Source organism: Pseudomonas knackmussii B13 (assembly GCF_000689415.1).
Taxonomy (GTDB): Bacteria; Pseudomonadota; Gammaproteobacteria; order Pseudomonadales; family Pseudomonadaceae; genus Pseudomonas; species Pseudomonas knackmussii.
Genome location: NZ_HG322950.1, coordinates 2,078,690 through 2,100,500, shown reverse-complemented (window position 1 = coordinate 2,100,500; position 21,811 = coordinate 2,078,690). Strand labels below are relative to the sequence as shown.

Here is a 21,811-nt window from a genome sequence, read left to right as displayed (position 1 = left end):
GAGAGCCCCGATGGCAGAAGGTGTTCGTCGCAGCCAGCGTGATTACACGCTGGCTTTTAAACTGGCGGTGGTCGACCAGGTCGAAAAAGGCGAAATGAGCTACAAGGAGGCTCAGGCCCGCTATGGCATCCAGGGCCGCTCGACGGTGCTGGTGTGGTTACGCAAGCATGGCCGGCAGGACTGGAACCAGGGCGCCTCCCTTCGAAAGGCTCGGAGCCCGGATATGAATACCCCGAAATTGCCGTTGACCCCGGAACAACGCATCAAGGAACTCGAGCAGCAGCTTGAGGTGATGAGCCAGAAGGCGCAGTTCTTCGAGGCCGTGGTGAATGTGCTGGAGAATGACTACGGCGTTTCGATCGTAAAAAAGCGTCCCGGCAAGTCCTCACGCAAAGGCAAGTCCAAGCGCTGAGTGTTAGCAGGGCTTGCCAGTTCATGGGCATCAGCCGCCAGGCGTACTACCAGCGCAACCGGGCGGCGGATCAGCGCAGCCAGCAGGATCGACAGATCGCCCAGTTCGTGCGGCAGGTGCGGATGCGTCAGCCGCGCCTGGGAGCACGCAAGCTGCATTATCTGTTGCAGCAGCAAGCGGAAGCCGCGTTGCGAGTTGGACGCGATCGCCTGTTCCGGGGGCTGGCCGAGCACCGCCTGCTGGTTCGACCCAAGCGGGCGTACCACAAGACCACCCACAGTTTTCACCGGTTCCATCGCCATCCCAATCTGCTCAAGCCAGGGCCGCAACAGGTCTTGCCCGATGCGCCGGAGCGCGTCTGGGTTGCCGACATCACCTATCTGCCCAGCCAGAGCGGCCCGCTGTACCTGAGCCTGGTCACCGACGCCTATTCGCGCAAGATCGTCGGCCATCACGTCCACGACAGCCTGCACGCCGAGTCGGTGGCCCATGCCTACAGCCAGGCGCTGCGGCGCCGCACGACGCAGGAACCCCTGGCGCATCACTCCGACCGAGAAATTCAGTACTGCTCGGGGCTTTACCAACGCCTGCACGCGCAGCACGGAGCAATCTGCTCGATGACCGACGGCTACGACTGTTACCAGAATGCGCTGGCTGAGCGCGTCAACGGCATCCTGAAGAACGAGTTGCTGGAGCATCCTCCCGCCGACCTCGCGCAGGCGCGCCGCATGGTGCGTGAAGCCGTCGACATCTATAACCGCGAGCGCCCTCACCTGGCCCTGAAATACAAAACGCCCGATGCGGTGCATCGGGCGTTTTGAGGTCTGGAGCATGGCCTGAGAGGTGTAAACCTATTTCAGGACTAGACACCGCCCTTCCCCACCGATCCTCAAATTCCGCACGCACAGCCGCACCCCCACGAGACAATCGAGCACTCACTCGATCGAATCGCCAGCCAGATAGCACGCACAGGAAATCACCGCGCACTGCCAGATCTTGCGCGCAGATGGGAATTGAGATTTTCGGGAGGCAGAAATGGAGGCGGCCCTGTCAGCCACACCCCGGCACACGACGTTCCCGCTATGGCTGCTTCCTTCCGGACCTGACCAGGTTAACGGGTAATCGTTGCGGGGGGACCGACAGGGCCACCATAACGAAGCCCGCCAGGTCGGCGGGCCGCGACATTGTAACGGCTTGAGCGCAAGTTACAAGCACTTCAAGCACTTAGCTCGATTTCTCAGCGGCTGGCGTCGCACTTCCTCAGCGCGCCTGGACAGCTGCGGCGGGAGTCGGCTGCGTGGAGACCTCGAGACCGGGACCCAGGTACAGGTCGCTCTTCTCGTAGCCCGGGCGGGTGCTGAAGCTGGCGTACTTCTCCTCGCCGCGATGGAAGGTGAAGGACACCATGTAGCCGCCACTGCGCCACAGGCGCAGCGGGAAGCTCAGCACGCCACCTGGCTGGATCTCGCCAGCCAGGGTCTCCTGGCCGTTTTCCTTGAAGCTGTAGCTCACCGGCCCGGAGCCATTGGCGTCGTAGTGCAGCAGGACCTGCGGACGCTGAGTCCAGGCCACGTACAGGGCGAACAGCAGGACCAGGGCGATCAGCCCCGATATCCGCTGCTTCCTTGCCTTGTCCATAGCCGCCCCCAATCAGTTGAGGCTGTCGGCCAGGGCCTTGGCCGGGACGAAACGCACCACCTTCTTCGCCGCGATCTCGATGCTCTTGCCGGTCTGCGGGTTGCGCCCGGTGCGCGCTGCGCGCTCGCTGACCTTGAGCTTGCCAATGCCCGGCAGGGTCAGCTCGCCGTCGTTCTCCAGGGCGTCCTGGACGATACCCGCCAGTTGCTCGAAGACACCACGCACCGAGACCTGGGTCAGGTCGAGCGAGTCGGCGATATCGCGCACCAGTTGTTCCTTGGTCATTGCCATGTTCTTTCTCCAGAGGGTCTTTCAGTCTTTGATTCGTTTCAGGCGCCGATGCCGTATCCGGCAAGCAGCTTGAGCAGCCCTTCTTCGTCCATTACCGGCACGCTGAGTTCCTGCGCCTTGGTCAGTTTCGAACCGGCACCGGGGCCCGCGACCACGCAATGGGTCTTCGCCGAGACCGAACCCGCCACCTTGGCGCCGAGGCTCTCCAGATGCTCCTTGGCGACGTCGCGGCTCATGGCCTCCAGGGTGCCGGTAAGCACCCAGGTCTGGCCAGCGAGCGGCAGGCCTTCGGCGACTTTCTTCTCGCTCGCCCAGTGCATGCCGAATTCACGCAACTGCGCCTCGATCGCCAGCGCGCGCTCGGCATTGCCGGCGGCATCGAAGAACTCGCGCAGGCTCTTGGCTGCACGTTCGGGCAGACGATCGACCTGGCGCAGATCGAGCCAATCGGCGCGGATGATGCCTTCGAGCGAGCCGAAACGGCTGGCCAGCTTCTCCGCACCCGTCGCAGCGATGAAGGGAATGTTCAGCTTGTCGATGAAACCCGGCAGCGTGGCGCATGCAGCGAACTCCGCAGCGACCTCGCCCTCCTCCTGCAGATGCACGCCATGCTCGGCATCGAGGAGCTCGGCAATCACCTTGCGGTTGTGTTCATCGGCAAAGAAGTTGTGGATCTCGTAAGCCACTTCGCCACCGACATCCGGCAGGTAGGTGAGCACTTCCGGCAGTGCTTTCTGGATTCGCTGCAGCGAGCCCAGGGCACGCGCCAGCAGCTTGGCAGTCTCCTCGCCCACATCGGGAATGCCGAGCGCGTAGATGAAGCGCGCCAGGCTCGGCTTGCGACTGTCAGCAATGGCATTCAGCAGGTTCTGGGTGGACAGTTCTGCAAAACCTTCCAGCTCTATGACCTGCTCGTAGCGCAGGCGGTAGAGATCGGCCGGCGACTTGACCAGGCCCTTGTCGACCAATTGCTCGACGATCTTGTCGCCGAGGCCGTCGATGTCCATGGCGCGGCGCGAGACGAAGTGGATGATCGACTGCTTGAGCTGCGCCTGGCAGAACAGGCGGCCGACGCAGCGGTAGATGGCGCCCTCGCTGACCGACTCGCGCCCCTTGGCGCGCTTGACCAACTGGGTGCGTTCGACCAGCGAGCCGCACACCGGGCAATGCTCGGGCACATGAACCGGGCGCGCATCGGCCGGGCGGCGCTCGGTGACCACCTGCATGACCTGCGGGATGACATCACCAGCGCGGCGGATGATCACGGTATCGCCAATCATCAGGCCCAGGCGCGCAACTTCGTCCATGTTGTGCAAGGTGGCGTTGGACACGGTCACGCCCGCCACCTGGACCGGCTTCAGGCGCGCCACCGGCGTGACGGCACCGGTACGACCGACCTGGAACTCCACGTCCAGCAACTCGGTAAGCTCTTCGCGCGCCGGGAACTTGTGAGCCACCGCCCAGCGCGGCTCGCGGGCACGGAAGCCCAGCTCGCGCTGGAAGTCGATGCGATTGACCTTGAAGACCACGCCATCGATCTCGTAAGCGAGACTGTCGCGACGCGCGCCGATATCCGCGTAGTAAGCCTGGCAACCGCCGACGCCCTGCACGCGCTTGAGCTCGCGACTAACCGGAACACCCCAGGACTTGAACGCCTCGAGGATGCCGACCTGGGTATCCGGGAGACTGCCGCCCTCGACCCGGCCGAAGCCGTAGGCGCACAGCTCGAGCGGGCGGCTTGCGGTGATTTTCGGATCGAGTTGGCGCAGGCTGCCCGCGGCGGCATTGCGCGGGTTGGCGAAGGTCTTGGCGCCCGCCTCGGCCTGCCGCTGGTTGAGCGCCTCGAAACCGGCCTTGGACATGAACACTTCACCGCGCACTTCCAGTACGGCCGGCCAGCCTTCGCCCTGCAGGCGCAGCGGAATGTTGCGCACGGTTCGCACGTTGGCACTGATGTCTTCACCAGTGGTGCCGTCGCCGCGCGTGGCGCCCCGAACCAACTGGCCATTCTCGTACAGCAGGCTGACCGCCAGGCCGTCCAGCTTGGGCTCGCAGCTGTACTCGACCTCGGCGCCGCCACCGAACAGGTCGCCGGCCGGCAGCAGGTCGGCCAGGCCTTCGCGCACGCGACGGTCGAAGTCCAGCAGGTCCTGCTCCAGGAAGGCGTTGCCCAGGCTGAGCATGGGCACTTCATGGCGGACTTCGCCGAAAGCCGAAGCGGCAGCGCCGCCGACGCGCTGGGTCGGCGAGTCGATGCTCACCAGCTCCGGATGCTCGGCCTCCAGGGCCTGGAGTTCGCGGAACAGGCGGTCGTACTCGGCGTCCGGCACGCTCGGCTCGTCGAGGACGTAGTAGCGGTGGTTGTGCGCATCCAGTTCACTGCGAAGCTGGGCGATGCGCTGGGCGGCAGTCTGGGTGTCGGTCATGGGAGGCCTCAGGCGGCAAACTTCAAGCGGCAGGGCAAGAAAAGCAAAGCCCCAAGCCAAGCGCTAGGGCTTGCAGCTCAGGGCTCGTCGTTTATCGCCGGATCAGCGTTTCTGGGTCAGCGCGCGGCGCTCGAACTCGCTGATGCGTTGACGGTAGTGCTCGATGGTCTGCGCGGTCATCACACTGCGCTGCTCATCCTTCAGCTCGCCATTGAGCTCCTGGGCCAGCTTGCGGGCTGCAGCGACCATCACATCGAAGGCTTGCTTCGGATGGCGCGGACCCGGCAGGCCGAGGAAGAAGCTCACGGCGCGGGTGCTGAACTGGTCGATGTTGTCGAGATCGAAGGTGCCCGGCTTGACCGCGTTGGCCATGGAGAACAGCACTTCGCCGTTACCCGCCATGCTCTCGTGGCGGTGGAAGATGTCCATCTCGCCGAAGCGCAGGCCGCTCTCGAGGATGTTCTGCAGCAGCGCCGGCCCCTTGAAGCCGCCTTCGTCGCGACAGATCACGTTGATGATCAGCACTTCCTCGACCGGAGCAGGCGCGGCATCCGCCGCAGGAGCCGAACGCTCGGCGTCCTTCTCCTTGTCTTTCTTGCGATCCTTGGCCTTGGGCTTTTCCTTGGCTACCGGGACGTCGTCGGCCAGGGGATCGTCCAGGACTTCCTCGTCCAGCGGGCCGAGCAGGTTTGGCGCCGGATCGTCGAGGGCCAGGTCGCCCTGGCGCGGTTCGTTGCGGCGCTTGCCGCGTCCTTCCTTGGCAGCAACCTTGGGCAGGTCGTGCTCGTCGAGCGACGGCTCCTGGTGGTCGACTACGCGCGAAGGCCCGAGCAACTCGGGACTGCTGTCGTCTTCGTCATCCAGCTGATTGGCGAAATGGCGATCAAGCTTGAACTTCAGCTTGCCCTTGCCGCCCCGCATGCGTCGCCAGCCGTCGAACAGAATGCCGGCGATGACGATAAGCCCAATGACGATCAGCCATTCGCGCAGACCGATATCCATCTATTCCCAGTGCCCCTGATAAAAAGTCTGATGAAAAAAGGATGTCCTATCCCTGAGAACGTGGTGCCTTAGTTGTATGCCCACGCTTAACAAAAGTGGGCATTAAGCTAGCATGCCCGACACAACTTTTACACCGTCTCGGTGGCGCTCGCGGCGGGATATTTGCGCGCAACTCCGCGCCCTTCCCTGCCCGGCCTTCCTCTAGCCGAATCAACCACTTACATAACAATCACGGAGATAACCCAAGTTTTTGCGAAACGCCTGCGATGAACTGTACGGAATTTGTCCAACGCGCACTTCACTCACGCCTCCGCCAGTGCCACTGCCTCTTCCACATCCACCGCCACCAGGCGCGAACAACCCGGTTCGTGCATGGTAACCCCCATCAACTGGTCGGCCATCTCCATGGCGATCTTGTTGTGGGTGATATAGATGAACTGCACTTTCTCCGACATCTCCTTGACCAGCCGGGCATAACGCCCGACGTTCGCGTCGTCCAGCGGCGCGTCGACTTCGTCGAGCATGCAGAACGGCGCCGGATTGAGTTGGAAGATGGCGAACACCAGGGCCAGCGCGGTGAGCGCCTTCTCGCCGCCGGACAGCAGGTGGATGGTGCTGTTCTTCTTGCCCGGCGGGCGAGCCATGATCGCCACCCCTGTATCGAGTAGATCTTCGCCGGTAAGTTCCAGATAGGCGTGACCACCGCCGAACACCTTCGGGAACAGTGCCTGAAGGCCAGCATTGATCTGGTCGAAGGTTTCCTTGAAGCGATTGCGCGTCTCGCGGTCGATCTTGCGGATGACGTTTTCCAGCGTATCCAGGGCCTCGACCAGGTCGTCGTTCTGCTCGTCCAGGTAGCGCTTGCGCTCGGATTGCTGACGGTATTCGTCGATCGCCGCGAGGTTGATCGCACCCAGGCGCTGGATGCGCCCGCCGATATCGTTCAGGCGAGCGTCCCAAATTGCCTCACTGGCGTCGTGGGGCAAGGTGCCGAGCACCGTATGCAGGTCGTAGCCGTCCTCGCCGAGCTGTTCCTGCAGCGCCTTGCGCCGCACGTTCAGGGCCTGCCACTCCATGCGCTGCTGCTCCAACTGGCCACGCAGCAATTGCGACTGCTGCTCGGCCTGGCTGCGGCGTTTCTCGGAATCGCGGAGCTGTCGGTCGGCGTCTTCGAGGGTGAGGCGCGCGGTCTTCAGCTCGTCCTCGACACCCATGCGCCGTTCCAGCAGCTCTTCCAGGCGCATGCGCAGCTCTTCCAGCGGCGCGGCGCCCTCCTCCAGGTTGAGGCTGAGTTGCTCGCAGCGTTCGACGAGGCGGACGGACTGTACGTCCAGCCGCTCCAGGGCCTGTCGGGTAGATTCGTGTTGCGCCTTGAGCGAGCCGACACGAACCGCCAGCTGATGAGCCTGGTCCTTATGCTGACGCGCTTCCTGGCGGATGCGGTCGAGCCGCTCGCGCTGCGCGTCGCGCTCGGCGAGCAAGCCTTCGCGACGCTCGGTGTCCTGAGCCATGGCGTCCAAGGCTTCCTGCAGGCTCAGGCGAGCCTCGCCGAGCTGCTCTTGCTCCACAGCGCGCTGTTCAGCCAGTTCAGCGAGTTCTTCATCGAGGCGGCGACGACGCAGGGTCAGTTGCTCGACTTTGGCCTGCTGCGCCGAGAGCGATGCCTTCAGCTCACCCTGGCGGCGCCCCTCTTCCTGGATGCGCCGGCGCAGCTGCTCGCGGCCATCTTCAGCCTGGCGCTGGGCCTGGCGTTGCTGCTCGAGTTGCTCGTCGAGGCCGGCGAGGCGCTCTTCCAGCACTTCGCGCTCGGCGTGCAGGCGTTCCAGTTCCTGGCCGCGCGCCAGCACGCCGCTGTCGGCGGATTCGCCGCGGCGAGTGCGGAGGAAATGCCGCCCGACCCAATAGCCATCGCGGCTGACCAGGCTTTGCCCGGCCGCCAGCGAAGCGCGCTGCGCCAGGGCTTGTTCCAGCGTTTCGACCGGGCGCACGCCGGCCAGCCAGGGCGACAGGTCGAAGTCGCTGCTGACCTTGTCCAGCAGGCTCCCGGCCTGCGCGGCAGCGCCACGCGAAAGGTCGAGCAGGCGCAGCTCGCCCTGCTCCAGGCTGTCGAACGACAGCCCATTGAAATCGTCCAGCAGGACGGCTTGCAGATCGGCGCCAAGCACCGCCTCCACTGCCTGCTCCCAGCCTGCCTCCACGCGCAGCCCTTCGGCCAAACGCGGGCGCTGCTCCAGCCCTTGCTCGCGCAACCAGTCAGCGGTGCCGGCGCCCGGATCGAGGGCCGCCTGCTGCAGCGCTTCGAGAGAGGCGATGCGGCCGTTCAGGCGCTGCAGTTCGCCCTGCGCCTGATGCTGCGCGACGTTGCCGTCCTGCAAGGCCTGACGCGCCAGCTCCAGACGCTCGACCAGCTCCAGCTCCTCGGCCTGCAGCTCTTCCAACTGCAACTCGACTGCCGCCATCTGCTCGCTCAGCTCGAGGATGGCCGCGCCTTCCGGATCGGCAGCCAGCTGCTGTCGCTCTTCGCCCAGGCGGCGCTCGCGCTCGCCCTGGCGCTCCAGGCTCTGCTCCAGGTGCTGGATGCGCGACTGCTGAACCTCCGCCTCGCGGCGCGGTTCGGCGCTCTGCTGGTTGAAGGCATCCCAGCGCTGCTGCCAGTCGTGCATGCCGGCTTCGGCCTGCTCCAGCGCGGCACCGGCCTCTTCGGCGGCGGCGGCGCTGATCTCCTGTTCCGGCGCGAGCATTTCCAGCTCTTCGCCGAGGGTCGACAGCAAGGTGCGGTCGTGGCCCAGGTGGGATTCGGTTTCCTGGCGCGCGCGCTCGGCTTCGCGCAGGTCGTCCTGCAACTGGCGCAGTCGCTGCTGGCCGTGCTGGATGCTCTGCTCGACGCGGGCGATGTCGCCGCCCACCGAGTAGAAGCGGCCCTGCACCTGGTTGAAGCGCTCGGACAGCTCGTGGTGACCGTCGCGCAGGCGTTCGATGCTGGCGTCGGCGCTGCGCTGCTCGGCCACCAGCGCCTCGAAGGCGACTTCCTGGTCGCCGATTACCCGCTCCTTCTGCCCGACCTGCTCGTTCAGGTCACGCCAGCGCAGGGCGCCGAGCTGGGCCTTGAGCTGGCGCTCCTCGGCCTTGTATTCCTGGTACTTCTCCGCCGACTGGGCCTGGCGGTGCAGGCGTTCGAGCTGGCGCTCCAGCTCTTCGCGCAGGTCGGACAGGCGCGCCAGGTTCTCCTGGGTGCGGCGGATGCGGTTCTCGGTCTCGCGGCGGCGCTCCTTGTACTTGGAGATGCCGGCGGCTTCCTCGATGAAGTTGCGCAGGTCCTCCGGCTTGGCCTCGATCAGCTTGGAGATCATCCCCTGCTCGATGATCGAGTAGCTGCGCGGGCCCAGGCCGGTGCCGAGGAAGATGTCGGTGATATCGCGGCGCCGGCACTTGGTGCCGTTGAGGAAGTAGGTGTTCTGGCCGTCGCGGGTAACGCGGCGGCGGATGGAAATCTCGGCGTAGGCGGCGTATTCGCCGACCAGGGTGTTGTCCGAGTTGTCGAAGATCAGCTCGATGGACGCCTGGGTCACCGGCTTGCGCGTGTTGGAGCCGTTGAAGATGACGTCGGTCATCGACTCGCCACGGAGGTTCTTCGCCGAACTCTCGCCCATTACCCAGCGAACGGCGTCGATGATGTTCGACTTGCCGCAGCCGTTGGGGCCGACCACGGCGGCCATGTTGCTCGGGAAGCTGACGGTGGTCGGATCGACGAAGGACTTGAAGCCGGCCAGCTTGATGCACTTCAGGCGCATGCCGGGCTCCTCAACGCTCGGCCAGGGCGGCCAGGACCAGCTGGCTGTTGCGGCGGCCGTACTCGTGCAGGGTGCTGCGGATCGACTCCTCGTCGCGGTCGATCACCGCCTGCAGCAGCCGGGCGAAACTGACGATGAACTGGCTCATTTCGCCTTTGCGCCGCTCCAGCGCCAGGTGGTAGGTGCGGCTGATCGCCGGCAGCAGGTTCTCCAGCGTTTCCTCGAGATAAGGATTGGCGGCGAACGGATAGGCAGCGCGCATGATGGCGAAGCTGGACTCGACGAAAGCGTTGATGTCGCCGCGCTGCAGGTCGCTCTGCAGACGCTGCTGGATTGCCAGGAAAGGCTGCAGGTCGGCCTGTTCACGCCAGCGCTTGGCCACCGCCACGGCGAGCAGGATGTACAGCTCCATGACCAGCGCGTAGAGGCTTTCCACGTGGCTTGCGGAGAGTTCGGAAACTTGCGCGCCGCGGCGCGGCAGGATGACGACCAGGTGGCGGCGCTCGAGGATCAGCAGGGCCTCGCGAACCGAGCCGCGGCTGACGTTCAGCGACTGGGTGACCTTCTGCTCCTGGATGCGCTCGCGCTCCTTGAGTTCCCCTCGGATGATGCGTTCGGCGAGGTGGTGGGCAATCTGTTCAGCCAGGCTGTCCGGGGCCTTGAACGTCATGGTTGTCCTTATCGCTGCGGGGCTGATCGGGAGGGGCTCGGGGGCGCCGAAGTGTAACACAGGGTGTTACCCGTCTTGGCTCCGGTCAAGGGGAAGGACTGTACGAAGGTTGGTGCGTGTCCTAGGCCATATCGGCGCATGATTGTCCGACAATCCTACAAATAGAGAGTTGCGCCATGTTCGCCTTCCTTCCCCCTGCCTGGATGCTGAGCCTGAAGAAAGCCGGCTACTGGATCTGGCTGGTGCCGGTGTTCGGCATCCCCGTGAGCTACTGGTGGTCGTACGGCAGCGACCATCCCAATGCCTGGGGCTGGTTCGTCATCAGCGTGGTGTTCCTGGTGATCCCGATTCTCGATGCCATCGTCGGCCGCGACCCGGCCAACCCCGACGAAACCACCGAGGTGCCGGTGCTGGAGCGCGAGGGCTACTACCGTTTCCTCAGCCTGCTGACCGTGCCGCTGCTGCTGGGCATGCTCGTCTACGGCGGCTGGGTGCTCGCCCATTACGAGGCGTGGAACTGGGTCGGCAAGCTCGGCTGGATTCTTTCGGTAGGCACCGTGATGGGCGCCATCGGCATCACCGTGTCCCACGAGCTGATCCACAAGGACCCGCAACTGGAGCAGATGGCCGGCGGACTACTGCTGGCGGCGGTGTGCTATGCCGGGTTCAAGGTCGAGCACGTCCGTGGCCACCACGTGAACGTCTCCACCCCCGACGACGCCTCCTCCTCGCGCTACGACCAGAGCCTGTACGCCTTCCTTCCCCACGCCTACAAGCACAACTTCCTCAACGCCTGGCGCCTGGAGGCCCAACGTCTGAAACGCAAGGGCCTGCCGGCGCTGCATTGGCGCAACGAGCTGATCTGGTGGTACGTCATCAGCGCGCTCTTCCTGGTCGGGTTCAGCGTCGCCTTCGGCTGGATCGGCGCGGTGTACTTCCTCGGCCAGTCAGCGATGGCCTTCACCCTGCTGGAAATCGTCAACTACGTCGAACACTACGGCCTGCACCGCCGGCGCCTGGACGACGGGCGCTACGAACGCACTACCCACGAGCACAGCTGGAACAGCAACTTCCTGCTGACCAACTTGTTCCTCTTCCACCTGCAGCGGCATTCCGACCACCACGCCTACGCCAAGCGCCGCTACCAGGTGCTGCGCCACTACGACGCCAGCCCGCAACTGCCCAACGGCTATGCCGGGATGATCGTCCTGGCGCTGTTCCCGCCACTCTGGCGCGCCGTGATGAATCCCCGCGTGCGGGCCTACTACGCCGGCGAGGAATACCAGCTCAGCGACACCCAGCGCGCCTGACCCCTTCCACCCTCCACGCCTTTACGGCAGCCGACATACCCCCGGCTGCCGTCTTTTTTTGTGCCCCCGCTTCACTCGAATCCCCTTTTAGGAGCAACTGTATTTTGGGCTCCCGCGTTCGCGGGAGTGACGGGATCAAGATTCGTCTTCTCTTGCGTCTTCCCCGCGAACGCGGGGACCCATAAAACAGCGTAGGAGCAGACCTTGCCCGCTATGCGCGCCAGTGGCGCGCATGTAGGCATGGCGAGTGGATTTTCGCGGATAAGATCCGCTCCTACGAAAAGCCCACGCCTCCGCCGTCGCCTTTTCCTGCCGGCCCCGCAGAAATAGCTGACCGACAAATCAGAATTATATTGACTTGAAAGTCAGCTTTTCCTAGATTCGCTCCATCGCGCCCCGTCCAAAAACAAGAAACCGCCTGGAGGCATGCCTTGATCAGGTTCCTGCTCAATCGCGAGCTGCGTGTCGAAGACCGCCTCGACCCGAATCTCACCGTGCTCAACTACCTGCGCCAGCACCTCGGCAAGACCGGCACCAAGGAGGGCTGCGCCTCCGGTGACTGCGGTGCCTGCACCGTGGTGGTGGGCGAGCTGGTCGGCGACGAAGGCGCCGAGCGCATCCGCTATCGCACCCTCAACTCCTGCCTGACCTTCGTTTCTGCCCTGCATGGCAAGCAGCTGATCGTGGTCGATGACCTCAAGCACCGCGGCGAACTGCACGGCGTGCAGCAGGCCATGGTCGATTGCCACGGCTCGCAATGCGGCTTCTGTACCCCCGGCTTCGTCATGTCGCTGTTCGCCCTGCAAAAGAACAGCACCGGCGAAACCACCGAAGCGCGCAAGGCCGAAGCCTATGAAGCGCTGGCCGGCAACCTCTGCCGCTGCACCGGCTACCGGCCGATCCTCGATGCCGCCGAGCAGTCCTGCTGCCAGAAGCAGCCGGACCAGTACGACGCCGCGCAAGCCCAGACCATCGCCCAGCTCAAGGCCATCGCCCCGCGCGAGACCGCCGAGCTGAACAGCGGCGACAAGCGCTGCCTGCTGCCGCTGACCATCGCCGACCTGGCCGACCTCTACAGCGCCAACCCGCAGGCCCGCCTGCTGGCCGGCGGCACCGACCTGGCCCTGGAAGTCACCCAGTTCCACCGCGAACTGCCGGTGATGATCTATGTCGGCCATGTCGAGGAAATGAAGCGTGTCGAAGTCTTCGCCGACCGCATCGAACTGGGCGCAGCTGCCGCGCTGACCGACTGCTACGAAGTGCTGGCCGACGACTACCCGGACTTCGGCGAGCTGCTGCACCGCTTCGCCTCGCTGCAGATCCGCAACCAGGGCACCCTGGGCGGCAACATCGGCAACGCCTCTCCCATCGGCGACTCGCCGCCACTGCTGATCGCCCTGGGCGCGCGCATCGTGCTGCGCAAGGGCAACGACAGCCGCGAGCTGCCGATCGACGAATACTTCATCGACTACAAGGTCACCGCGCGCCAGGAAGGCGAGTTCATCGAGAAGATCATCGTCCCGCGCCCGCAGACCAAGCAGGCGTTCCGCGCCTACAAGGTCTCCAAGCGCCTGGACGACGACATCTCGGCCGTCTGCGCAGCCTTCAGCATCACCGTCGAGGACTGCCGCATCACTGCCGTGCGCAGCGGCTTCGGCGGCATGGCCGCGATCCCGAAACGCGCGCAAGCCTGCGAGGCCGCCCTGCTCGGCCAGCCGTTCAGCGCTGCGACCTTCGAACGCGCAGCCGAAGCCCTGGGCGAAGACTTCACCCCGCTCTCGGACTTCCGCGCCAGCAAGGAATACCGCCTGCTCACCGCGCAGAACCTGCTGCGCAAATGCTTCCTCGAGCTGGAAGCGCCCCAGGCCGTTACTCGGGTGACCGCATATGCATAAGCACAAGAAAAGCCAGGAAGAACTCGCCGCCCTGTTCCGCGCCGACCTGACCACTGGCGTCGGCAAGAGCGTCAAGCACGAAAGCGCTCCCAAGCATGTCAGCGGCGAAGCGGTGTACATCGACGACCGCCTGGAATTCCCCAACCAGTTGCACGTCTACGCCCGCATGAGCGACCGCGCCCACGCGCGCATCACCAAGCTGGACGTCAGCCCCTGCTACGACTTCCCCGGCGTGGCCATTGCCATCACCAAGGACGACGTGCCCGGCCAGCTGGATATCGGCCCGGTGGTCGCCGGCGACCCGCTGCTGGCCGACGGCAAGGTCGAGTACGTCGGCCAGATGGTCATCGCGGTGGCCGCCGACAGCCTGGAGACCGCACGCAAGGCAGCCATGGCAGCGATCATTGAGTACGAGGACCTGGAACCGGTGCTCGACGTGGTCGAGGCACTGCGCAAGAAGCACTTCGTGCTCGACAGCCATCAACACAAGATCGGCGACTCGGCCGCCATGCTGGCCAGCGCACCGAACCGCATCCAGGGCACCCTGCACATCGGCGGCCAGGAGCACTTCTACCTGGAGACGCAAATCTCCTCGGTCATGCCCACCGAGGACGGCGGCGTGATCGTCTACACCTCCACGCAGAACCCCACTGAGGTGCAGAAGCTCGTCGCCGAAGTGCTCGGCATTTCCTTCAACAAGGTGGTGATCGACATGCGCCGCATGGGCGGCGGCTTCGGCGGCAAGGAAACCCAGGCAGCCGCGCCCGCCTGCCTGTGCGCCGTCATCGCGCGCCTGACCGGGCGCCCGGCGAAGATGCGCCTGCCGCGCGTCGAAGACATGCAGATGACCGGCAAGCGCCACCCCTTCTACGTCGAGTACGACGTCGGCTTCGACGATGACGGCCTGCTGCACGGCATCAACATCGACTTGGCCGGCAACTGCGGCTACTCGCCGGACCTCTCCGGCTCCATCGTCGACCGCGCGATGTTCCACTCCGACAACGCCTACTTCCTCGGCAACGCCACGGTCAACGGCCACCGCTGCAAGACCAACACCGCCTCGAACACCGCCTACCGCGGCTTCGGCGGCCCGCAAGGGATGGTCGCCATCGAGGAAATCATGGACGCCGTCGCCCGCCACCTGGGCAAGGACCCGCTGGAGGTGCGCAAGCGCAACTACTACGGCAAGGAAGACCGCAACGTCACCCACTACTACCAGCAGGTGGAGCACAACCTGCTGGAGGAAATGACTGCCGAACTGGAGGCCAGCGCCGAATACACCAAGCGCCGCGCCGAGATACGCGAATTCAACGCCAAGAGCCCGGTGCTGAAGAAAGGCCTGGCGCTGACCCCGGTTAAATTCGGCATCAGCTTCACCGCCACCTTCCTCAACCAGGCCGGCGCGCTGATCCACATCTACACCGACGGCAGCATCCACCTGAACCACGGTGGCACCGAGATGGGCCAGGGCCTGAACACCAAGGTCGCGCAGGTGGTGGCAGAAGTCTTCCAGGTCGACATCGAGCGCGTGCAGATCACCGCGACCAACACCGACAAGGTGCCGAACACCTCGCCGACCGCCGCGTCCTCCGGTGCCGACTTGAACGGCAAGGCCGCGCAGAACGCCGCGGAGATCATCAAGCAGCGCCTGGTCGAGTTCGCCGCCAGGCACTGGAAGGTCACTGAGGAAGACGTCGAGTTCCGCAACAACCAGGTGCGCGTGCGCGACCAGTTCGTGCCTTTCGAGGAGCTGATCCAGCAGGCCTACTTCGGCCAGGTATCGCTCTCCTCCACCGGCTTTTACCGCACGCCGAAGATCTATTACGACCGCGACAAGGCGCGCGGCCGGCCGTTCTACTACTACGCCTTCGGCGTGTCCTGCTCGGAAGTGCTGGTCGACACCCTCACCGGCGAGTACCGCATGCTGCGCACCGACATCCTCCATGACGTCGGCGACTCGCTGAACCCCGCCATCGACATCGGCCAGGTGGAAGGCGGCTTCGTCCAGGGCATGGGCTGGCTGACCATGGAAGAGCTGGTCTGGAACGCCAAGGGCAAGCTGATGACCAACGGCCCGGCGAGCTACAAGATCCCGGCCATCGCCGACATGCCGCAGGATTTGCGGGTGAAGCTGGTGGAGAACCGCAAGAACCCGGAGCAGACGGTGTTCCACTCCAAGGCCGTCGGCGAGCCGCCGTTCATGCTCGGCATCTCGGTGTTCTGCGCGATCAAGGACGCCGTGGCGAGCCTGGCGGACTACCGCGTGCAGCCGCAGATCGACGCCCCGGCGACGCCGGAGCGGGTGCTCTGGGGCGTGGAGCAGATGCGCAAGCTGAAGGCGCAGCAGGCCGCCCTGCCACAAACCCAAACCGAACCGGCGTAACCCTGTAGGAGCGAGCTTGCTCTCGCCCCCTTCGCGAGCAAGCTCGCTCCTACGAAAAGCCAACTACCGAGGTGAAGCCATGAACTGGATCAGCGCCCTCGCCGACCTGCAGCAACGCGGCGAAGCCGCCGTGCTGGTGACCATCATCGAGGAGCGCGGCTCCACGCCGCGCAATGCCGGCTCGAAGATGGTCGTCAGCGCCGAGAAGCTGTACGACACCATCGGCGGCGGCCACCTGGAGTACAAGGCCCAGCAGATCGCCCGCGAGATGCTCGAGCAGCGCAGCCGCGAGCCGCGCCTGGAGCGCTTCAGCCTGGGCGCGAGCCTCGGCCAGTGCTGCGGCGGCGCCACCGTGCTGCTGTTCGAGCCGATGGGCCAGCCGCAGGCTCATATAGCGGTGTTCGGCGCCGGCCACGTCGGCCGCGCGCTGGTGCCGCTGCTCGCCAGCCTGCCGTGCAAGGTGAGCTGGATCGACTCGCGCGAGGCGGAGTTCCCCGAGAGCATCCCCGCCGGCGTGGAAAAGGTGTTGAATGACGAGGTGGTCGACGAGGTCGAGAACATGCCGGCCGGCAGCTACTTCATCGTCATGACGCACAACCACGCGCTGGACCTGGAGCTGACCGCGGCCATCCTCAAGTGCAACGACTTCGCCTACTTCGGCCTGATCGGCTCGGACACCAAGCGCGCCAAGTTCGAGCACCGCCTGCGCGACCGCGGCTTCGCCAGCGAGACCGTGCAGCGCATGCGCTGCCCCATGGGCATCGCCGAGGTGAAGGGCAAGCTGCCGGTGGAGATCGCCGTGTCCATCGCCGGCGAGGTGATCGCCACCTACAACGCCACCTTCGGCCAGGAAAAGGCCAGCGGCGAGAACAGCGTGGCCAAGCTGCTGCCCGTCAGCCGCCGGGCGCCCCCCGCCGAAAGCGGTGCCTGAAATCAAGGCCCGCCAACCGAATATTCGTAGGATGGGTTGAGCCCCGCGAGACCCGTCGTTTCCAGGATCGAGAGAAGAGCATGACTACCAAAGCCTACCGCGCCGCCCTCCTGCACAGCGTCGCCGACCCCGCCGAAGTCGGCGTGGAGAAGTCCTACCAGTACTTCGAAGACGGCATCCTGGTCGTGGAGGACGGCAAGGTCGCGCGCCTCGGCCACGCCGCCGACCTGCTGCCGCAACTGGGCGGCGTGGAGGTGGTGGAATACCGCGACGCGCTGATCACCCCCGGCTTCATCGACACCCACATCCACTACCCGCAGACCGGCATGATCGCCTCCTACGGCGAGCAACTGCTGGACTGGCTGAACACCTACACCTTCCCCACCGAGAAGCAGTTCGCCGACCCGGCCCATGCCGCCGACGTCGCCGGCATCTTCCTCAAGGAACTGCTGCGCAACGGCACCACCACCGCACTGGTGTTCGGCACCGTGCATCCGCAGTCGGTGGATGCCTTCTTCGATGCCGCCGGCAAGCTCGACCTGCGCATGATCGCCGGCAAGGTGATGATGGACCGCAACGCCCCGGACTACCTGACCGACACCGCCGAAAGCAGCTATCGCGACAGCAAGGCGCTGATCGAGCGCTGGCACGGCAAGGGCCGCCTGCTCTACGCGGTGACCCCGCGCTTCGCCCCGACCAGCACGCCCGAGCAACTCGACGCGGCCGCGCGCCTGCTCAAGGAACACCCGGGCGTGTACATGCACACGCACCTGTCGGAGAACCGCAAGGAAATCGAGTGGGTCAAGGAACTGTTCCCCGAGCGCAGCGGCTACCTGGACGTCTACGACCACCACGGCCTGCTCGGCGCGCGCTCGGTGTTCGCCCACGGCGTGCACCTGTGCGACGGCGAATGCCAGCGCCTGGCGGAAACCGACTCGGCCGTGGCCTTCTGCCCTACCTCCAACCTGTTCCTCGGCAGCGGCCTGTTCGACCTGGCGAAGCTGGAGAAGCACAAGGTCAAGGTCGGCTTGGGCACCGATGTCGGCGCCGGCACCAGCTTCTCGCAGCTGCAATCGCTGAACGAGGCCTACAAGGTGATGCAGCTGCAGGGCATCAAGCTCGACCCGTTCAAGTCGCTGTACCTGGCCACCCTCGGCGGCGCCCGCGCGTTGGAGCTGCAGGACAAGGTCGGCAGCTTCACCCAGGGCAACGAGGCCGACTTCGTGGTCCTCGACTACAAGGCCACCCCGCTGATGGCGTACCGCATGCAGCAGGCACGAAGCCTGGAAGAACGCCTGTTCGCGCTGATCATGCTCGGCGACGACCGCACGGTGCGCGAAACCTTCGCCCACGGCCGCTCGGTGCATCGCCGCGGCTGAGTCTTACGGTCGCGCCGGCCGGGCCCTCGCTCAGGACCACCCGCCGGCGCGGCCGCTTTTCTTCCCGCCCCTACACCCGGACGCTGCGGCGCACACCTGTAGGAGCGCGCCATGCGCGCGAATCGCGGACAAGGTCCGCTCCTACAGTTGCCGGACATTGCGGCGCATGCCAGCGGATCTCATCCGCGAAATGCCCTGCACCGATCGCTCCTACGAAAAGCAGAAAAGAAAAAGGGGGCCCGAAGGCCCCCTTTCTGCATTGCGACTGACTCAGCGCGAAGCCTTGCGGCGCAGGGCCGACGGGCTGAACTCGGCGGTATCCGGCGCCGGCTTGCTGAAGTCGGCGGTGCCGGCTTCCTCGTTGTCCAGCCACTGCACACTGTAGCGGCGCGACTGCAGGTCGTGGAAGGTGTCCAGCGCGGTCCACACCATCGGCTGCTCGTAGAAGTTCTTCAGGTAGGCCATGGACACACGCCACAGCTCGCCGCGACCGTCGTACTGGTCGACCACCGCTGCGCCCCAGCTGTCCTCGTCGAGGTACAGGGTGCGACGCGAGTAGATGTGGCGCGCGCCGGGCTTCAGCTTGCCGTCGACCACCCACACGCGGTGCAGCTCGTAGCGGGTGTATTGCGGATTGACGTGGCCGGGCAGCAGCAGGTCCTTGTACTTCACGTCCGGGCTGGTGATCCGGTAGTTGTTGTACGGGATGTAGATTTCCTTCTTGCCCACCAGGGTCCAGTCGTAGCGGTCCGGCGCACCGTTGTACATGTCGGTGTCGTCGGCGGTGCGCAGGCCGTCGGAGTCCTCGATCGGGGTGTCGTAGGCCAGCGTCGGCGCGCGGCGCACGCGGCGCTGACCCGGGCTGTAGCCCCAGGCCTGGCGCGGTTCCTTGACCTGGTCGAGGGTCTCCTGCACCAGCGCGCCCTCACCGGCCAGGCGGGCCGGGGCGGTGGTGAAGGTCATGTAGTAGAAGAGCGTGTTGTCGAGCTTGTCGAAGCTGCCCTTGGGATCGTAGAAGCGGAACAGCGCCGCATCCTGGGAGGTCACCAGCGAGTAGGCGCCGTTGCGCTGCACGCCAGTCTGCGCCGAACGACGTTCGATGTAGGTGCCGCGGTAGCGCGCGATGTGGTTCCACAGCGCTTCCACGCCGCTTTGCGGAATCGGGAAGGGAATGCCGCCGTAGGCGTCGGCGAAGCCGTTGCCGCCCTCTACTAGCTTGGCGGTAGTGGCATTGCGGTAGGTGTTGTCGTACACCCACTGCGGCGCCGCGCCGGAGCGTCGGGTCTCATAGACCGGAATCTTGAACGTATCCGGGTAGGTGTTGATAAGCGCGATCTGACCCGGCGTCAGGTGGTCCTTGTACTGATCCAGGTTGGCCTTGGAGATGGTGAACAGCGGCTTGTCGCTGGCATAGGGGTCGACGTGGTGGTAACCCGGCCCCTTATAGCCGGCGGGCGCCTGGGTCAGGCCGCCGGTCCAGGCCGGGATCTTGCCGTCGGCGCTCGCCGCCCTCTCCGCCCCCAGCGGGGTCAGGGTGCTCTTGAGCTGCTCCGCCTGCGACGGGCTGACCGCCGCGCGCGCTTCGGTCGCCGCCAGCGCCGCGAGGGCCAGCAGGGCGATCAGGGGTTTCTTCGTGAACATACGGCTCTCCGTAACCTGAGTGATCAGAACGAGTATTTCGCGGTGATCGAGACGTTGTCCCGGTCGCGCATGGAGTTGTTGTCGCCGGCACCGTAGAAGTCGGTGTACTGCAGCCCCACCTGGAAGCTGTTCAGGTAGCTCGCATCGGCGCCCAGGGTATAGGCCTTGCGGCCTTCGATGAAGTTGCCGGTGCGGTCCGAGTTGCCCTGGAAGTCGTCCTGGAAGACCGCGTAGGGCGACAGCTTCACGCCGGCGAAGACGTCGTTCCAGGAGCCCGACAGCAGCAGCGTGTAGCCATAGCTGTCGCGGCTGATCTGTACGTCGTCGCCATTGCCGTTGACGTAGGCCTTGTCCTGCGCACCGACGAAGCGGCGGACGCTGCCGTCCCAGGCGGTGTACTTCAGGCTGCTGCCACGGATGAACTCGCCGGCCACCTCGGCGACGCCGATCACCGAGTCGAAGGTCATGTGCGGGCCGAAGTTGTAGATGCCGGTCAGCGATGCGTTGTAGGTCTCGGCGCGCTCGTAGTTCTCGAACACGCTGCCGCGGCACAGCTCCTTGCCGGCTACCGGCGCGCAGGCCTGAGCAGCCGCGACGCTGCCGTCGTAGAGGTTGGTTTGCCCCAGAACGCCTTGGGTCAGCAGGTCGCCAAGCAGGTCGTCGGTGGCGGAAATGCTGATCGGCATGTTCGGCCGGTAGGCGACCTCACCCGCCAGCGAGGCATCGCCCAGGGTGGTGTTGAAGCTGAAGCCATACATGCGGATGTCTTCGACGTAGTCGCGGCGCGCCTCGGCGTTGCTGGCCATGTCGAGGGTCGCCAGGCCAGGCACTGCGTCGCCGAGCCCCAGCGGGCCGAGCAGGCTGTTCAGCGCGGCGACGTTGACGCCCTGGTAGTTGCGCAGGTCGACGGCAACCTGCGGTTCCTTGGCGTGATAGTTGACGAAGTACAGACCGAACTCGGTGGAGTTCAGCTGTTCTGCCACGTAGCGGAAAGCCACGCCGTATTGGCCGCTGTCGCGGGCTTCGATGTCCTTGCCGATATTGGCCACCTTGAAGGTGCCGGTGGTGGGGTTGAGGTAGGCGTTGGGCCCGTGCGGACCGTTGCCCAGCAGCCCCAGCGAGGCCACCGTCGGGTATCCGGCCAGCAGTTGCTTGATCAGCGGATTGGTTTCGGTGGTGTAGGCGGTGTTGCCGCCGTCGGCGAACAGGTCGGTGTCGGAGAAGTAGGTGCCCACCGGGTCCAGGCGGGTCTCCTTCCACTTCCACTGGTAGTAGCTTTCCATCGACAGGTTGTCGGTGAGGCCGAGGTTGAAGCTCAGCGCCTCCATCGGCACCAGCACTTCCTTGAGCTCGGAACCCGGCAGGTGGAAGCGCGAGGCGTCCACCGGGTTGATGGTGTTGATGCCGCCCCGGTAGAAGGTGCTCTCGCCCCAGTTCAACACCTGGCGGCCCACGCGGCCGGTCAGCGGGTGATTGGCAACGTCCCAGCTGCCCGACAGATAGGCATCGAGCAACTCGGCCTTGCGGCCGGCGATGTGCCGGGTGTCTTCGGTGAAGTGGTCGTCCTGCGGGAACGACTGGCTGGGCCGCTCGACGCCGTCGGTGGTGTCGAGGTAGTCATTGCGCTTGTCCATGATCTGCGTGTCGTAGTACGCGGTGCCACGCATGAACAGGCCGTAGTTCTCGTATTTGGCGGAGAGGTCCGAGGTCAGCTTGTAGACCTCCGAGACCAGCCCGGTATCGAAGTTGCGGTTGCCGTCGTCGGCGTTGATATCGGTGATGTTGCTCGAGTCGCGGCTTTGTACGCGCCACATCGCGCCGTAGGACAGCGTGCTGTCCAGCGAACCGGTGACCTGTTGATCGGCGAGACTGAATTCGATGGCGTGTGCGGAACCGGCGACCAGCAACGGCAGCAGCCCGACCAGCGCGCCCGCGCGACGAGGTGCCCAACGTAGCGGATTGCCCCACCCCCTCTCGATGCACAGATGAATGCTCATCGACGGTATTACCTCCATGACGGCCAAGATTTATCGCCCCGGGCA

Annotated in this window: 14 protein-coding genes and 1 other RNA gene; 6 read left to right on the top strand and 9 right to left on the bottom strand. The window is 65.2% G+C overall.

The window, feature by feature from the left end; genetic code table 11:
• The first annotated feature begins 10 nt into the window (after window positions 1-10).
• A protein-coding gene (locus PKB_RS29025) for an IS3 family transposase (RefSeq protein WP_156958012.1) occupies window positions 11-1,233 on the top strand; the annotation gives its coding sequence in 2 pieces (ribosomal slippage) (window positions 11-362 and window positions 362-1,233; 1,224 coding nt in all).
• Window positions 1,234-1,457: 224 nt separating this feature from the next.
• Here PKB_RS29025 and ffs read toward each other — a convergent pair.
• The 7 genes from ffs to PKB_RS09990 all read right to left on the bottom strand — a co-directional run bounded on the left by ffs (window position 1,458) and on the right by PKB_RS09990 (window position 10,230).
• Window positions 1,458-1,554: signal recognition particle sRNA small type (gene ffs / locus PKB_RS29020), an RNA gene on the bottom strand.
• Window positions 1,555-1,672: 118 nt separating this feature from the next.
• Window positions 1,673-2,050, bottom strand: coding sequence for a hypothetical protein (locus PKB_RS10015; RefSeq protein WP_043251327.1), 378 nt, complete (start codon window positions 2,048-2,050; stop codon window positions 1,673-1,675).
• A gap of 12 nt (window positions 2,051-2,062) precedes the next feature.
• Window positions 2,063-2,341: an HU family DNA-binding protein gene (locus PKB_RS10010; RefSeq protein ID WP_043251325.1), complete on the bottom strand. Its 279-nt coding sequence runs from the start codon at window positions 2,339-2,341 to the stop codon at window positions 2,063-2,065.
• 38 nt (window positions 2,342-2,379) lie between these two features.
• On the bottom strand, window positions 2,380-4,767 hold the full coding sequence (ligA, locus tag PKB_RS10005; RefSeq protein WP_043251323.1) for an NAD-dependent DNA ligase LigA: 2,388 nt from the start codon (window positions 4,765-4,767) through the stop codon (window positions 2,380-2,382).
• A gap of 102 nt (window positions 4,768-4,869) precedes the next feature.
• On the bottom strand, window positions 4,870-5,769 hold the full coding sequence (zipA, locus tag PKB_RS10000; protein WP_043251321.1) for a cell division protein ZipA: 900 nt from the start codon (window positions 5,767-5,769) through the stop codon (window positions 4,870-4,872).
• A gap of 302 nt (window positions 5,770-6,071) precedes the next feature.
• Entirely contained in the window at window positions 6,072-9,560 is a 3,489-nt protein-coding gene (smc, locus tag PKB_RS09995) for a chromosome segregation protein SMC (protein WP_043251319.1), read from the bottom strand.
• A gap of 10 nt (window positions 9,561-9,570) precedes the next feature.
• Complete coding sequence (locus tag PKB_RS09990; protein WP_043251317.1) at window positions 9,571-10,230, bottom strand: GntR family transcriptional regulator; 660 nt, start codon at window positions 10,228-10,230, stop codon at window positions 9,571-9,573.
• 176 nt (window positions 10,231-10,406) lie between these two features.
• Here PKB_RS09990 and PKB_RS09985 point away from each other — a divergent pair, with 176 nt between their 5' ends.
• The 5 genes from PKB_RS09985 (at window position 10,407) to guaD (ending at window position 18,128) form a co-directional block, all read left to right on the top strand.
• Window positions 10,407-11,540 carry an alkane 1-monooxygenase gene (locus PKB_RS09985; protein ID WP_043251315.1) on the top strand — a complete coding sequence of 378 codons (1,134 nt, stop codon included), beginning with the start codon at window positions 10,407-10,409 and terminating at the stop codon, window positions 11,538-11,540.
• A gap of 431 nt (window positions 11,541-11,971) precedes the next feature.
• Window positions 11,972-13,435: a xanthine dehydrogenase small subunit gene (gene xdhA, locus PKB_RS09980; protein WP_043251313.1), complete on the top strand. Its 1,464-nt coding sequence runs from the start codon at window positions 11,972-11,974 to the stop codon at window positions 13,433-13,435.
• Window positions 13,428-15,818, top strand: a complete 2,391-nt coding sequence (gene xdhB, locus PKB_RS09975; protein ID WP_043251311.1) for a xanthine dehydrogenase molybdopterin binding subunit — start codon at window positions 13,428-13,430, stop codon at window positions 15,816-15,818. Before xdhA ends, xdhB begins: the two co-directional genes overlap by 8 nt.
• Before the next feature lie 79 nt (window positions 15,819-15,897).
• The gene (gene xdhC / locus PKB_RS09970) at window positions 15,898-16,749 is read left to right on the top strand and encodes a xanthine dehydrogenase accessory protein XdhC (protein WP_043251309.1); all 852 of its coding nucleotides are present in this window, start codon (window positions 15,898-15,900) and stop codon (window positions 16,747-16,749) included.
• An 80-nt stretch (window positions 16,750-16,829) separates the two neighbouring features.
• The gene (guaD, locus tag PKB_RS09965; RefSeq protein WP_043251307.1) at window positions 16,830-18,128 is read left to right on the top strand and encodes a guanine deaminase; all 1,299 of its coding nucleotides are present in this window, start codon (window positions 16,830-16,832) and stop codon (window positions 18,126-18,128) included.
• 270 nt (window positions 18,129-18,398) lie between these two features.
• On the opposite strand, the gene PKB_RS09960 is transcribed toward guaD, so the two are convergent.
• Together PKB_RS09960 and PKB_RS09955 are read right to left on the bottom strand one after the other, a co-directional pair.
• Window positions 18,399-19,769: a DUF1329 domain-containing protein gene (locus tag PKB_RS09960; protein WP_043251304.1), complete on the bottom strand. Its 1,371-nt coding sequence runs from the start codon at window positions 19,767-19,769 to the stop codon at window positions 18,399-18,401.
• Window positions 19,770-19,792: 23 nt separating this feature from the next.
• On the bottom strand, window positions 19,793-21,766 hold the full coding sequence (locus PKB_RS09955) for a DUF1302 domain-containing protein (protein WP_052355226.1): 1,974 nt from the start codon (window positions 21,764-21,766) through the stop codon (window positions 19,793-19,795).
• Window positions 21,767-21,811: the final 45 nt, after the last annotated feature.